The 14,837-nt window shown below is 67.1% G+C and carries 10 protein-coding genes; 5 read left to right on the top strand and 5 right to left on the bottom strand.

The window, feature by feature from the left end; translation table 11 throughout:
* Nucleotides 1-30: 30 nt before the first annotated feature.
* The gene (gene iolG / locus DES45_RS04020; RefSeq protein WP_114768650.1) at nucleotides 31-1,020 is read right to left on the bottom strand and encodes an inositol 2-dehydrogenase; all 990 of its coding nucleotides are present in this window, start codon (nucleotides 1,018-1,020) and stop codon (nucleotides 31-33) included.
* 152 nt (nucleotides 1,021-1,172) lie between these two features.
* Between iolG and DES45_RS04015 the strand changes: the two genes are divergently transcribed.
* Genes DES45_RS04015 through iolB form a run of 5 tightly spaced genes read left to right on the top strand, consistent with a single transcriptional unit; the run spans nucleotide 1,173 to nucleotide 7,780 of the window.
* Complete coding sequence (locus DES45_RS04015) at nucleotides 1,173-3,086, top strand: bifunctional 5-dehydro-2-deoxygluconokinase/5-dehydro-2-deoxyphosphogluconate aldolase (protein ID WP_114768649.1); 1,914 nt, start codon at nucleotides 1,173-1,175, stop codon at nucleotides 3,084-3,086.
* 18 nt (nucleotides 3,087-3,104) lie between these two features.
* Complete coding sequence (locus DES45_RS04010) at nucleotides 3,105-4,220, top strand: hypothetical protein (RefSeq protein WP_114768648.1); 1,116 nt, start codon at nucleotides 3,105-3,107, stop codon at nucleotides 4,218-4,220.
* Nucleotides 4,217-6,064 carry a 3D-(3,5/4)-trihydroxycyclohexane-1,2-dione acylhydrolase (decyclizing) gene (gene iolD / locus DES45_RS04005; RefSeq protein ID WP_114768647.1) on the top strand — a complete coding sequence of 616 codons (1,848 nt, stop codon included), beginning with the start codon at nucleotides 4,217-4,219 and terminating at the stop codon, nucleotides 6,062-6,064. Before DES45_RS04010 ends, iolD begins: the two co-directional genes overlap by 4 nt.
* Before the next feature lie 21 nt (nucleotides 6,065-6,085).
* Nucleotides 6,086-6,970 (top strand): myo-inosose-2 dehydratase, encoded by an 885-nt coding sequence (gene iolE / locus DES45_RS04000; protein ID WP_114768646.1) that lies wholly within the window; start codon nucleotides 6,086-6,088, stop codon nucleotides 6,968-6,970.
* Between the two features lie 12 nt (nucleotides 6,971-6,982).
* Nucleotides 6,983-7,780 (top strand): 5-deoxy-glucuronate isomerase, encoded by a 798-nt coding sequence (gene iolB, locus DES45_RS03995; protein ID WP_114768645.1) that lies wholly within the window; start codon nucleotides 6,983-6,985, stop codon nucleotides 7,778-7,780.
* A 15-nt stretch (nucleotides 7,781-7,795) separates the two neighbouring features.
* On the opposite strand, the gene DES45_RS03990 is transcribed toward iolB, so the two are convergent.
* The 4 genes from DES45_RS03990 to DES45_RS25575 form a co-directional block, all read right to left on the bottom strand.
* Entirely contained in the window at nucleotides 7,796-8,539 is a 744-nt protein-coding gene (locus DES45_RS03990) for a pseudouridine synthase (RefSeq protein WP_114768644.1), read from the bottom strand.
* Nucleotides 8,536-9,471, bottom strand: coding sequence for a class I SAM-dependent methyltransferase (locus tag DES45_RS03985; protein WP_245429729.1), 936 nt, complete (start codon nucleotides 9,469-9,471; stop codon nucleotides 8,536-8,538). The genes DES45_RS03990 and DES45_RS03985 overlap by 4 nt, the downstream gene beginning before the upstream one ends.
* Nucleotides 9,472-9,554: 83 nt before the next feature.
* Nucleotides 9,555-11,615, bottom strand: coding sequence for a response regulator (locus DES45_RS03980; protein ID WP_114768643.1), 2,061 nt, complete (start codon nucleotides 11,613-11,615; stop codon nucleotides 9,555-9,557).
* Nucleotides 11,612-14,837 (bottom strand): response regulator (locus DES45_RS25575; protein ID WP_245429728.1); only part of this gene is annotated, 3,226 nt, incomplete at its 5' end. The genes DES45_RS25575 and DES45_RS03980, both read right to left, overlap by 4 nt.

The following is a 14,837-nucleotide window of genomic DNA, read 5'->3' as shown; positions in this document are numbered from 1 at the left end:
CGGCCTCCATATTGCCTGTGTGACCAAACCTTAGAGCTTCACGGGCTTGCCCGACTGCGCCGATTCCGTCGCCGCATCGGCGAGGCGCTGGGCCATGAGGCCGTCGTAGCCGGTCGGGTCGCAGGCGGTGCCGGCCTTCACGGCCTTCAGGAAGGCGTCGAGCTCGGCCCGGTAGGCGTCGGCATAGCGCTCCAGGAAGAAGTCCTGGACCGGGTCGGCCGTGATGCCTGCGCCCGTCGCCACCTCGACGGTGGTGCGGTGGATGTTGCCGGCGCGGATCATGCCCTTCGAGCCGTGGACCTCGATGCGCTGGTCGTAGCCGTAGGTGGCCCTGCGGGAGTTGGAGATCTGGACGATACGGCCCTTGGCGGTCTTGAGCATGACGGCCGCCGTGTCCACGTCGCCCGCCTGCCCGATGGCCGGATCGACCAGGGACGAGCCGACCGCGTGCACCTCCACCGGCTCGTCGCCGAGGAGCAGGAAGCGTGCCATGTCGAGGTCGTGGATCATCATGTCGCGGAAAAGCCCGCCCGAGGTGGCGATGTAGCTCACCGGCGGCGGGCCGGGATCGCGCGACAGAATCGTGACGATCTCGACCTCGCCGACCTCGCCGTCCGCCAGGCGGCGGCGCAGGCTCGCGAAGTTCGGGTCAAAGCGGCGGTTGAAGCCGATCATGAGCGGCGTGCCGGCCTTCTCGACATTGGCCAGGCAGGTCTGGATCCGGGCGCTGGAGAGATCGACCGGCTTCTCGCAGAACACCGCCTTGCCGGCGCGCGCGCCGCGCTCGATGAGATCCGCGTGGGTCGTGGTCGGTGTGCAGACCAGGATGGCATCGACGTCCGACCGCTCGACGATGGAGTCGAGGGAGGCGACATCCGCACCCGTCGCGGCGGCCAGCTCCTGGGCGGAGGGCGCATGCGGATCGGCCACGGCCACGAGCCGGGCGTCGGCGTGGTCGGCGGCGTTGCGTCCGTGAATGCGGCCGATGCGGCCTGCTCCCAATACGGCAATCCTGATCATGTTTCCCCCGGGATCTTTTGCCGGCTCATAGGCAAATTTGGAATTGATGTTCCAGCTCAAACTGCTAATAGAATAAACATTCCATAGCTGCAAGAGCCGCAAAATGGCCAGAACACGGTTGAAGAACCGTCTTCGGGAGCGGGAGGGATAGCATGAAGCCGACCCTGGATGTCATCACCATCGGCCGCGCCTCGGTCGACCTCTACGGCCAGCAGGTCGGCGGGCGCCTCGAGGACATGGCTTCCTTCTCCAAGGCCGTCGGCGGCTGTCCGTCGAACATCGCGATCGGAACCGCGCGGCTCGGGCTGAAGTCCGGCCTCGTGACCCGCGTCGGCGACGAGGCCATGGGCCGGTTCATCCGCGAGCAGATGGAGCGCGAGGGCGTGGCGACGGACGGCATCGTGACCGATCCGCAGCGCCTCACCGCCCTGGTAATCCTCGGCGTGCGCGACGAGGATTCCTTCCCGCTGATCTTCTACCGGGACAACTGCGCCGACATGGCGCTCTGCGAGGACGACATCGACGAGGCCTTCATCGCGTCGGCCGGCGCGATCGTGGTCACCGGCACGCATTTTTCCCGCGAGAACACCGCAGCCGCGCAGCGCAAGGCCATCCGCATCGCCAAGGCGAACGGCCGGAAAGTCGTGTTCGACGTGGACTATCGCCCGAACCTCTGGGGCCTCCTCGGCCACGGGGCCGGCGACTCGCGCTATGTCCGCTCCGATGCGGTGACCGAGCACCTGAAGCCGATCCTGGCCGACTGCGACCTCATCGTAGGCACCGAGGAGGAGCTTCACATCGCCGGCGGCTCCGAGGACACGCTCGCGGCTATCCAGGCGATCCGCGCCGTCTCGACGGCCACCATCGTGTGCAAGCGCGGCCCCATGGGCTGCGTGGTGTTCCCGGGCGAGATCCCGGCCTCCCTCGACGACGGCGTGAAGGGGCCGGGCTTCCCGGTCGAGGTCTACAACGTGCTCGGCGCCGGCGACGCGTTCATGTCCGGCTTCCTGCGCGGCTGGCTGAAGGACGAGGCGCTGGAGACCTGCTGCGCCTATGCCAATGCGAGCGGCGCCTTCGCGGTCTCGCGGCTCCTCTGCTCGCCTGAGATCCCGACCTTCACGGAGCTGCAATACTTCCTGAAGCATGGCAGCCTCCACAAGGCCCTGCGCTTCGACCAGGACATCAACCACGTCCATTGGGCGACCACCCGCCGTCCCACCCCCGACACCCTCATGGCGCTCGCCATCGACCATCGCATGCAGCTCGAGACCATGGCGAAGGAGGTCGGCGCCTCGGTCGACCGCATTCCCGAGTTCAAGGTGCTGGCCGTCCAGGCGACGGCCCGGGTGGCGGACGGGCGGCCTGGCTTCGGCATGCTGATCGACGGCACCTATGGCCGCGAGGCCCTGTTCCGCGCCGCCGACCACCCGTTCTGGATCGGCCGCCCGGTGGAGTTGCCGGGTTCGCGCCCGCTTGATTTCGAGAACGGCGGCAGCCTGGGAGCCCAGCTCATCGAATGGCCGGTCGGACACACGATCAAGTGCCTCTGCTTCTACCATCCGGACGATCCGGCCGACCTGAAGGAGCGCCAGGAGCGCGAGCTGCTGCGCCTCCACGACGCCGCGCGCCGCATCAGCCGCGAGCTCCTGGTCGAGATCATCGCCGGCAAGAACGGCCCGCTGAAGCCCGACACGATCCCGGCCGTGCTGCAGCGCCTCTACGACCTCGGCATCAAGCCGGACTGGTGGAAGCTCGAACCCCAGCGCGACACCGCGGCCTGGCGCGCCATCGGGGAGGTCATCACCCGCAACGACCCCTATTGCCGCGGCATCGTCCTGCTCGGGCTCGAAGCGCCGGAGGACGAGCTGGAGGCCGCCTTCGCGGCCGCCGCCAGCGAGCCCCAGGTGAAGGGCTTCGCAGTCGGCCGCACCATCTTCAACGACGCGGCGCGCCGCTGGCTGAAGGGCGAGATCTCGGACGAGGCGGCCATCGGCGACATGGCCTCACGCTTCCAGCGTCTCGTCGACGCTTGGCAGCGCGTGGCCGGACGTGCGAAGGCTGCCTGATCGAGCAGCGAGGTCGCCATGTCCTTCACCGAGGATGACATCAAAGCAGCCGGGGGCGCCGTCGCGCTCACGCCAGACCAGCTCGACGGCCTTCTGGCGGTCCTGAGGGCCCGGAAGGCCTCGACGGCGACAGCCCCGACGATGCCTAAGTCGGAGAAGGTCCGATTCGATCTCGTCCACCTCCTCTGGTATGCGGGCACGCTCATCGTCATGAGCGCCATGGGCCTGTTCTCGACCCTGGCCTTCGAGGCCCTGGGCGGCAAGGCGCTCACCATCACGGCGCTCATCTACGGCGCTCTCTTCCTCATGGCCGGGCGCCGCCTCTGGAACGACGGCTCCCTGCGCACGCCCGGCGGCCTGATGATCGCGGTCGCGGTCGCCATGGTGCCGCTCGCGGTCTACGGCATCCAGGAGGAGTTCGGCCTGTGGGGCGACGGCGGCGATCCGGGCCGCTACCGGGACTTCTTCGTGTGGGTGAAGAGCAGCTGGCTGCCGATGGAGATCGCCACCGTCGCGGTCGGCCTGATCGCCCTGCGATTCTATCCTGTCCCGTTCATCGTCGCGGTGGTGTCGCTCGCGCTCTGGTTCATGTCCATGGACCTGACGCCCTGGCTGCTGCACGGGCGCGAGATGAGCTGGTCCGAGAACTGGGCCGCGCGGCGCGCCGTCTCGATGGTCTTCGGCCTCGTGATGATCGGCGTCGCCTGGTTCGTCGACATCCGCCGCAACGAGGACCGGGACGTCGCCTTCTGGCTGTACCTTGCAGGCCTCATGGCGTTCTGGGGCGCGCTTACGCTCTCGCACAGCGACAGCGCGTTGGCCAAAGCCTTCTACTGCCTCATCAACGTGGCGCTCGTCCTGCTCTCGGTCTTCCTGGTGCGGCGCGCCTTCGCGCTGTTCGGCGCGCTCGGCGTCTCGATCTATCTCGGCGACCTAGCGATCCGGGTCTTCAACGATTCCTTCCTGTTCCCGTTCGTTCTGTCCTTCATCGGCATCGGCATCATCGCGGCGGGCCTCGTGCTGCACCGGCACCGCGCGGCGCTCGCTGCCTGGATGCTGGAATGCCTGCCGGAACCTCTCAAAAAGCTGCGTCCGCCCCATGCCGACGCCGCCCTTCGAATGGAGCACGCATGAGCACGATCCGTCTCACCATGGCCCAGGCGGTCGCCCGCTTCCTGGCCGCGCAGAAAACCGAGATCGACGGGCAGGTCCTCCCGCTCTTTGGCGGCGTCTGGGCCATCTTCGGCCACGGCAACGTGGCCGGCATGGGCGAGGCGCTACACGGGGTGCGCGACCGGCTGCCGACCTACCGGGCGCACAACGAGCAGGGCATGGCCCACGCGGCGGTCGCCTTCGCCAAGGCCTCGCGCCGGCGGCGCATGATGGCCTGCACCACTTCGATCGGCCCCGGCGCCACCAACATGGTGACGGCCGCCGCCGTCGCCCACGTCAACCGCCTGCCGGTCCTGCTCCTGCCGGGCGACGTCTTCGCCAACCGCATTCCCGACCCGGTGCTGCAGCAGATCGAGAGCTTCTCCGACGGCACCGTGTCGGCGAACGACTGTTTCAGGCCGGTCTCCCGCTATTTCGACCGCATCTCCCGTCCCGAGCAGATCATCCCGGCGCTCCAGCGCGCCATGAGCGTACTGACGGATCCGGCCGATTGCGGCCCCGTCACCCTGGCGCTCTGCCAGGATACGCAGGCCGAGGCCTATGACTACCCGGAGAGCTTCTTTGCCGAGAAGGTCTGGACGACCCGCCGCATCCGGCCCGACGAAAACGAGCTTGCGGCCGCGGCCGACCTCATCCGCAAGGCCAAGAAGCCCTTCATCGTTGCGGGAGGCGGCGTGCTCTACTCGGGTGCCGAGAAGGCCCTTGCGGCCTTCGCCGAGAAGCACGGCATCGCGGTCGGCGAGACGCAGGCCGGCAAGTCGAGCCTAGCCCACGACCACGCGGCCTGCCTCGGCTCCGTCGGCGTCACCGGCACGGGCGCCGCGAATGCGCTCGCGGAAGAAGCCGACGTGGTGATCGCAGTCGGTACCCGGCTTCAGGATTTCACCACCGGCTCCTGGGCCCTGTTCAAGGACCCGAACAGGCGCATCGTCGGCCTGAACGTCCAGGGCTTCGACGCCGCGAAGCACAATGCGCAGCCGCTGGTGGCCGATGCACGTGTCGGACTGGAGGAACTGAGCCGGGCGCTCGAAGGCTGGAAGGCGCCGGAGGGCTGGACCGCGAAGGCCCGCGACGAGAAGGCGCGCTGGTTCGACACCGCCGCCCGCTATACGGACCCGACCAATGCGGAACTCCCGTCCGACGCGCAGGTGATCGGGGCAGTGCAGCGCACCGCCTCGCCCACCGACGTGGTGGTCTGCGCCGCGGGCGGCCTGCCGGGCGAGCTGCACAAGCACTGGAAGGCGAGCGCGGCCCTCGGCTACCACATGGAATACGGCTATTCCTGCATGGGCTACGAGATCGCCGGTGGCGTCGGCGTGAAGATGGCCGATCCCTCCCGCGAGGTCATCGTGATGGTGGGAGACGGCTCGTACCTCATGATGAACTCCGAGCTCGCCACCTCGGTGATGCTCGGCCAGAAGCTGACCGTGGTGCTCCTCGACAACCGGGGCTTCGGCTGCATCAACCGCCTGCAGCGCGCGACCGGCGGCGAGAGCTTCAACAACCTCCTGCAGCACACCAACCACGTGACCCTGCCGGACATCGACTTCGCGGCCCATGCGGCGAGCCTCGGGGCCGAGGCCGTGAAGGTGAAGGGCATCGGCGAGCTGGAGGACGCGCTGAGGAAGGCGCGGTCCGCCCAGCGCAGCACCGTGATCGTCATCGACACGGATCCGCTGGCGTCGACCGACGCGGGCGGCCATTGGTGGGATGTGGCGGTGCCGGAAGTGTCCACACGGACCGAAGTGAACACGGCCCGCAAGAACTATGAAAATGCCATCGCGTCACAGCGTGTCGGCGACTGACCAAGGAAGAGAGACGAGAACATGACGATCCGCATCGGGGCCAATCCCATCGGCTGGTCCAACGACGACATGCCGGAACTCGGCGGCGAGACGCCGCTGGAGGTCTGCCTCGCCGAGGCCAAGGAGGCCGGTTTCGAGGGCATGGAGCTGGGCAACAAGTTCCCGCGCGAGCCGGAGGCCCTCAAAAAGGCGCTCGCGCCCTTCGGGATGGCCTGCGTGTCGGGCTGGTACTCGGCCGAGCTGCTGAAGCGCGATGCCGAGGCCGAAATGAAGGCGCTGCGTCCGCATCTCGACCTGCTCAAGGCGATGGGCTCCAACGTGCTCGTCTTCGCCGAGACCTCGAACGCCATCCACGGCGACCGCTCGAAGCCGCTGTCGCAGCGCCCGGTGATGAAGAGCGGCGACTGGGCCGAATACGGCCGCCGCGTCACGCAGGTCGCCGAGCAGACCCTCAAGGAGGGCGTGCGCCTCGTCTATCACCACCACATGGGCACCATCGTGGAGTCGGAGGCCGACATCGACGCCTTCATGAACGCCACGGGCGAACCCGCGCATCTGCTGCTCGACACGGGCCACGCCACCTGGGGCGGCGCGGACCCGGCGGATCTCGCGCGCCGCTACCGCAACCGCATCAGCCACGTGCACACCAAGGACGTGCGAAAGGACGTAATGGAGAAGTCGAAGGCCGAAGGCTGGAGCTTCCTCGATTCCGTCATCGAGGGCGTCTACACCGTGCCGGGCGACGGCATGGTGGATTTCGTCTCCGTGTTCAAGGAACTGCCGGGCTACAGCGGCTGGGTGGTGATCGAGGCCGAGCAGGATCCCAAGAAGGCTCATCCGCTCACTTATGCCAAGATGGGCTATGCCAACCTCACCCGCTTCCTGAAGGAAGCCGGACTGCGATAAGGAGAGCCGCCGATGTCGAAACTCCTCGTCAAGCCGTCGAACCCGAATGCCGATGGCCGCATCCATTCCATCACGCCGGCCTCCGCCGGATGGACCTATGTGGGCTTCGAGGTCTACCGGCTCGAAGCCGGCCGGAGCCTGCGCCAGGAGACGGGCGGCCGCGAGGCCTGCATCGTCATACTGTCCGGCAAGGCCCGCGTGGCGGCGGGGGCTGAGGATTTCGGCGTGATCGGCGGGCGCTCCTCCCCGTTCGAGCCCGACCCGTGGTCGCTCTATGCGCCGGCGCGGTCGAACTGGTCGCTCCATGCGGAGACGGACTGCGAGATCGCCGTCTGCACGGCGCCGGCGGAAGGCAAGCTGCCGGCGCGGGTGATCCGTCCGGACCAGGTGGGACAGGAGACGCGCGGCAAGGGCACGAACACGCGCCACGTGCGCAACATTCTGCCCGAGACGGAACCGGCCGAGAGCCTGCTGGTGGTCGAGGTCATCACGCCCTCGGGCCACTGGTCGAGCTATCCGCCGCACAAGCACGACCGGGATGCTCTGCCGAACGAGTCGCTGCTGGAAGAAACCTACTACCACCGCCTGAACCCGCCTTCGGGCTTCGCGCTGCAGCGGGTCTACACGGACGACCGCTCCCTCGACGAGACGCTGGCCGCGAGCGACGGCGACGTGGTGCTGGTGCCGAAAGGGTATCACCCGGTCGGCGCGCCGCACGGCTACGAGCTCTACTACCTCAACGTGATGGCGGGACCGAAGCGGATCTGGAAGTTCCACAACGACCCGGCGCACGAGTGGATGGTGGCCTGAGGCAAGTGCGGCCTCCTATTTCGGCGGCAGGACGAGGGCGATGTCGGCCTCGTTCATGATGCGGTATTGCCCAGGCTCGAGATCCTCGGGCAATGCCAGATTCCCGACCCGGTCGCGGTGCAGCGCCTCGACGTGGTTGCCCACCGCCGCGAACATGCGGCGGACCTGGTGGTAGCGTCCTTCCGTCAGCGTGACGTAGGCGCTCGTGCTCGACAGCGCCTCCATCCCGACCGGCAGGAGCGGCTTGTCCTCGCCCTCCAGCATCAGCGTGCCCGATGCGAAGATCTCGGCCTCGTCGCCGCGCAAGGGGCGCGCCAGGGTGACGTGGTAGCGCTTCGACACGTTGGCGCGCGGCGAGATGATCCGGTGCAGAAGCGTGCCATCGTCGGTCATGAGCAGCAGGCCGGAGGTTTCCTTGTCGAGGCGGCCGATGGTCGAGATCGCAGGGTCGCGCCGCCGCCAGCGCTGCGGCAGCAGATCGTACACGAGGGGCCCGGCCTCCTTGTGCGAGCACGTCGTGCCAAGCGGCTTGTGCAGCATCAGCGTCAGGCCCGGCGGCGGGTCGAGGGGCTTGCCGTTCACGCGCATCCGCTGCGGCAGGTCCGGCGTCACCTTGATGCGCTCGTCCGCATCCTCGATCGCGGCGCCGTCGAGGGTGATGAGGCCGCCCCAGGCCATCTGCTGCACCTCGCGGCGCGAGCCGTAGCCGAGATTGGACAGGAGCCTGTCGAGCCTCAGGGTCTGGGAGCCTTTGCTCATTTCTGGGCCTCGTAGATCTTGTAGCCCTCCGCTTCCGCCTTGAGCGCGACCCGCTTGAAAGCCGCTTTCAGCACGGCCTCGTAAGGCAGGTGCCGGTTGGCCACGAGCCAGCACAGGCCGCCCGGGCGCAGCGCCTCCGCGGCCTTGCGGATGAAGCCTTGTCCGAGGCTCTGGTCCTCGGCGCCGCCGTCATGGAAGGGCGGGTTCATGACCACGAAATCGAGACGCCCGAGCTGCGCGACATCCAGGCTCCGCACATCGGCCCACAGGACGCTCGCGCGCCGGTCCTCGATATTGCGCCGGGCCATCTCGACCGCACGCCCGTCGACATCCACCAGGGTCAGGTGCTCGACCTTCGATGACGCCAGGATGCCGATCGCCAGAAAGCCGATGCCGCAGCCGAGATCCGCGCCGCGTCCCGAAAGACCCGGAAGATGCCGGGCGAGGAGCGCGCTGCCGGGGTCGATCCGGTTCCAGCTGAACACGCCCGGCTGCGTCCAGAGCCCGAACTCCTGGACGAAGCGCGGCCGGCCCTCGTCGAGGGCGGTCTCGATCCCCGTGGGAGCCTCGGGCCGCGCGCAGGTGCAGATGCGGTAGTGCCGCCGCGCGTCCTCCGAAACCGAGCAGCCGAAGGCCGCCAGCTCCTTGCGCAGTCGCGACCCGCCCTTGTCCTTGGGAGCCAGGACGGTCAGGGCTCCGCCAGGCGCGAGCGCCTTCAGGGCAAGCGCCACCGTATAGCGGCGTTCGATGGTTCCGGGCGGCGCCAGGAGCACCATGCCGGAAAGAGTCGCCTCCCCCTGCGCCTCCAGGGCCGAGGCCCCTGGAACGAGAGGGGAGAACTGGATCGCGCCCTCCGGAACGGCCGCCAACTCGGCCGGCGGGCTGCCATAAACGCCAAAGGAACCTGTCTCGTGCACGTCGTCCTGATCCACCGTAAGTCCCGGCGTTCCTATACCGGTGGGGCCGGGAAAGTAAGCCCGCCTCCGTGGGCAGGACGGAGAGACCTGCGCCCCGGTCAGGGGGACGCAGGCGCGGCGTGAGGCGCCATGGACTGTATCTTGTGGGCCAGGTCGGCGGCACGGTAGGGCTTGTAGAGGAGATCGATCTCCTCGATCAGCTCCGCGTCCTCCACATAGCCGGTGGTCAGGAGCACCCGGACATCCGGGTATTTCTTCCGGATCAGCCCGGCGAGATCGGCGCCGTTCAGCTTGCCGGGCATGCGGACGTCGCTGAGCACGAGCTTGAAGTCGCAGCTGTTCTTGAGGAGGTCCGCGGCCGCATCCGCCGTCTCGGTTTCGGTCACGGTGAAACCGAGCGACTTGAGGGTCGAGACCGCGACCTGCCGCACGTCGGAGTTGTCCTCGACCACGAGGACGGCCTCGCCCTTGCCGAACGCCTCCATGTCGTCCGGCTGGATGTCGCTGCGCCCCGTCGTGACCTCGTTCTGCGAGCGCGGGAAGAACAGGCGGATGGTCGTGCCCTCGTTCGGCGTGCTGTCGACCTCGATCTGGCCGTTCGACTGCTGCACGAAGCCGTACACCATGCTGAGGCCGAGGCCCGTTCCCTTGCCGCTCTCCTTGGTGGTGAAGAACGGCTCGAAGACGCGCTCGAGAACGTGCGGCGGCATGCCGATGCCGGTATCGGCCACGGAAATCACCACGTAGTCGCCGGTCTGCACCGGCCCGTCGACCGTCCTGTTCTCAAGATGGATCTTCAGCTCGCCGCCGTTGGGCATGGCGTCGCGCGCATTCACCGCGAGATTGAGCAGGGCCGCCTCGAGCTGGGCCCGGTCCACATGGATCGGCCAGATCTCGTCGAGGCCGGTCAGCTCGATGCGGATGTTCTCGCCAAGCGTCCGGTGCATCAGCTCCAGGAGCCCCGACATGACCGCACCCACGTCGATCGTCGTGGCCTGAAGCGGCTGGCGACGCGAGAAGGCGAGCAGGCGATGGGTCAGGTCCGCGCAGCGCTGCGCGCCCTCCAGAGCCATCTTCACCCGCTTCTGGGCGCGCTCGTTGCCCTTCAGCGACTTCTGGAGCAGGTCGAGATTGCCGATCACGACGCTCAGCATGTTGTTGAAGTCGTGCGCGATGCCGCCGGTGAGGCGGCCGACGGCTTCGAGCTTGCTGGCGTGGAGCAGGTCCTGCTCCAGCTGCTTGCGCTCGGTGATGTCGAACCACATCCCGAAGATCTCGCGCGGCTTGTCCTCGTCGTCGCGGATCACCACCGTGTGGTCCAGAAAGTGCCGGTCGCTGCCGTCGGCGCAACGCCAGCGGTACTCCAGAGAGACGGAGCCCAGGTCCTTCAGGTCGCGCAGCTGCCCGAGGACGCGCTCCCGGTCATCCTCGTGGACGTGCGAGGACCAGAAGTCCTCGCGCTCCAGAAAGGCCTGCTTGTCGAAGCCCGTGATCGCCGTGATGCTGTCGTTGGTGAAATGCAGCCGCCGGTGGTCCTCCTGGAGGGAGGCCGTAAACAGGGCGATCGGCAGGGATTTGAGCACGATCGACTGGTGCTCCTCCCGGCGCCGCAGCATCTGCTCGGTCTTGAGCTTCTCGCTGCGCACTTGGAGGTTCTCCAGCAGGAGACGGCGCTCTTCCTCGGCCTGCCGGCGGATCTCCTCCGTCTTGCGGTGGAGATCCACGAAGATGTCGACCTTCGACTTCAGGATCAGCGGCTCGATGGGCTTGAACACATAGTCGACGGCGCCGGCGCTGTAGCCGCGGAAGATGTGCAGGTCGTCCTTGTTGAAGGCCGTCAGGAACAGGATCGGCACCCGCGAAGAGCGGGCGCGCGACCGGATCATCCCGGCGACCTCGTAGCCGTCGATGCCCGGCATCTGCACGTCGAGCAGGATCACCGCGAAGTCGTCCTTCAGGACGTGCCGGAGCGCATCCTTGCCGGACTCGGCGGTGACGATCTCGACCTCGGGCGCCTGCAGCATCTCCCGGACGGCCAGCAGATTGCGCGGATCGTCGTCGACCACGAGGATCTTGGCCGTGACGGGCCGGGGGACCGCATAGGAAGGCTTGCCCTCAGCCCAGGGCGTCGGGTCGTCTTGGCCGAAAGATATCGTCATAGACGAAGCCCATCCATCGCAGCCCCGGGCCTGCCGGATGTGTAGGTGCTGCCCGAAAGCTGGATCCGCAGGACGGCCAGGAGCTGGTCCATGTCGACGGGCTTGGACACGTAGTCCGTCGCTCCCGCCTCCAGGCACTTCTCGCGGTCGCCCTTCATGGCCTTGGCGGTCACGGCGATGAGCGGCAGGCTCTTGTATTCCGGCAGCTTCCGGATTTCGCGCATCGTCTCGAACCCGTCCATCTCCGGCATCATGATATCGACCAGCATGACGTCCACATCGGGCGTGTTCTTCAGCATGTCGATGCCTTCGCGGCCGTTCTCGGCGAAGACGACGTTCATCCCATGCTGCTCCAACGCGCTCGTGAGGGAGAAGATATTGCGTACGTCGTCATCGACAATAAGCACCTTGCGTCCCTGAAGCGACACTTCGCTCGGACGCTCGAGCTTGATAGGCTGCGGCTCGTCACCGTCTCCTCCATTCGCGATCGCCTTGTGGAGGAACAGGGTGGTCTCGCTCAAGAGCTTCTCGGGAGCCCCCGTTCCCTTGACGATGATCGTCGAGGCGATGCTCTCGAGACGGCTCTCCTCCGCCCTCGAGAGTTCCATTCCCGTGTAGACGATGACCGGAAGCTCGTCGCTCTCCCGGATGCTCCGGATGCGCTCGATCAGCTCGGCCCCCGGCATGTCGGGCAACCCGAGATCGATGATGGCGCAGTCGAACCGCCTCGCCTCGACGGCCTCGAGCGCCGCCTTGGCGGTGCCGATGTCCGTGACCTCCACGTCCCCGTCCTTCAGCAGCTCCACCATGCTCATGCGCTGGTTGGAATCGTCCTCGACCAGGAGCAGGTTCTTCACGGGCCGGTCGATGAAGTCCCGGGTGCGGGCGAGCGCCTTCATGAGGGCGTCCCGGTCCACGGGCTTTTCGAGGAACCCGAAGGCGCCTGCGCGCAGGCCGCGCTTCTTCTGATCGTCCACGGAGATCACGTGGATCGGCACGTGACGCGTGCGCGGATCGTGCTTGAGCAGGTCGAGCAGCGCCCATCCGTCCATGTCGGGCAGGCCGATATCGAGGGTGATCGCATGCGGCTTGTAGCGGTGGGCCAAGGCGAGCGCGGTGGCGCCGTCGTTGGCGATCAGGCCCTTGATGCCCTGCTCGCGCGCAAGCTCCAGGAGGACGGATGCGAACATCGCGTCGTCCTCGATGATGAGCACCACGTGATCGCCCTGCGTGATGGCATGACGGTCGTCGGAGAAGGACGCAAGGGCGCTCGGCATCGCCGGCCGGTTGAACCCGCCGTCCAGGCTGCCGGCGCGGGTCTCGACATCGGTCCCGACCGGCGCCTGGAGCGGCATGAACAACGTGAAGGTCGATCCCTTGCCGGGCTCGCTCGTCAGGACGATCTCGCCGCCGAGGAGGCGCGCGATCTCGCGGCTGATGGCAAGGCCGAGGCCCGTTCCTCCGTAGCGGCGGCTCGTGGTTCCGTCCGCCTGCTGGAACGCCTCGAAGATGATGCGCTGCTTGTCCTCGGGAATGCCGATGCCCGTATCCGTGACCGACAGGGAGATCCAGTCGCTCCCGGACCGCAGGGGCGAACCCTCGGCCGAGCCGACCTTCAGCGTGACGCTGCCCTCTTCCGTGAACTTGAAGGCATTCGACAGGAGGTTGCGCAGGACCTGCTGCAGCCGCTTCGAATCCGTGCGGACCGTTGCGGGCAGCTTGGGATCGAGGACGATGTTGAAGTCGATGTCATGCTCGATCGCCACCTGCCGGAAGGTGCGCTCCATGTTGTCGGCAAGCTCCTGGAAGCCCACGTTGGTAAGCTCGAGGCTGACCGTCCCGGACTCGATCTTCGACAGGTCGAGAATGTCGTTGATGAGGGCCAGGAGATCCGAGCCGGCGGCATGGATGGTCTTGGCGAACTCCCGCTGCTTCTCCGTGAGGTTGCCGTCCGGGTTTTCCGTCAGCAGCTTGGACAGGATCAGGAGGCTGTTGAGCGGCGTGCGCAGCTCGTGGCTCATGTTGGCCAGGAACTGGGACTTGTAGCGCGAGGTCAGCGAGAGCTGCTCGGCCTTGTCCTCCAGGGCCGACTTGGCGTGCGAGACCTCGAGGTTCTTGGTCTCGACCTCCTTCTTCTGGATCTCGAGAAGGCGTGCCTTCTCCTCCAGCTCCTCGTTGGTCTGGCGCAGGGCATCCTGCTGCTGGCGCAGCAGCTCCTCGGACTGGCGCAGGGTCGCGGCCTGCTGCTCGAGGCGGTCGTTGGTCTTCTTCAGCTCCTCCTGCTGGCTCTGCAGCTCGGTGGTGAGGAGCTGCGACTGCTTGAGGAGGCCTTCCGTGCGCATGTTGGCCGCGATCGTGTTGAGCACGATGCCGATCGACTCGGTGAGCTGGTCGAGGAAGGACTGGTGCGTCTCGCTGAAGCGGCTGAAGGAGGCGAGCTCGATCACCGCCTTCACCTCCTGCTCGAACAGGACCGGCAGGACGATGACGTTGAGCGGCGGCGCCTCGCCGAGGGCCGAGCTGATCGGAATGTAGTCGCCAGGCACCTGGGTCAGGAGAATGCGCTTCTTCTCGTAGGCCACCTGCCCGACGAGGCCCTCGCGCAGCCGGAACCGGTTGGCGAGGCTCTTGCGCTCGGTGAAGGCATAGGATGCCGTCAGCTCCAGGGCAGGTTCGCCGCCTTCGCCATTGACCGTGTAGAACACGCCGCGCTGCGCGTTCACCAGCGGGGCGATCTCCGACAGGATGAGGTTCGACACCATGCCCAGGTCCCGCTCGCCCTGGAGCATGCGGGTGAACTTGGCGAGGTTGGTCTTGAGCCAGTCCTGCTCCGCATTCTTCTGCGTCGTGTCGCGCAGATTGCGGATCATCTCGTTGATGTTGTCCTTGAGCGCCGCGAGCTCGCCCAGGGCCTCGGCCGTGATCGACCGGGTCAGGTCGCCGCGGGTCACCGCGGTCGCCACCTCGGCGATCGCGCGAACCTGGTTGGTCAGGTTCGCGGCGAGCTGGTTCACGTTGTCGGTCAGGTCGCGCCACAGGCCCGACACTCCTTCCACGCGAGCCTGACCCCCGAGCTTGCCTTCCGTTCCCACCTCCTTGGCGACGCGGGTCACCTCGGATGCGAAGGAGTTGAGCTGATCCACCATGGTGTTGATGGTGTTCTTCAGCTCCAGCATCTCGCCTTTGACGTCGACGGTGATCTTCTTGGAGAGATTGCCGTTC

It is taken from the genome of Microvirga subterranea, from assembly GCF_003350535.1.
GTDB classification, from domain to species: domain Bacteria; phylum Pseudomonadota; class Alphaproteobacteria; order Rhizobiales; family Beijerinckiaceae; genus Microvirga; species Microvirga subterranea.
This window is presented reverse-complemented; position numbering and strand designations above follow the sequence as displayed.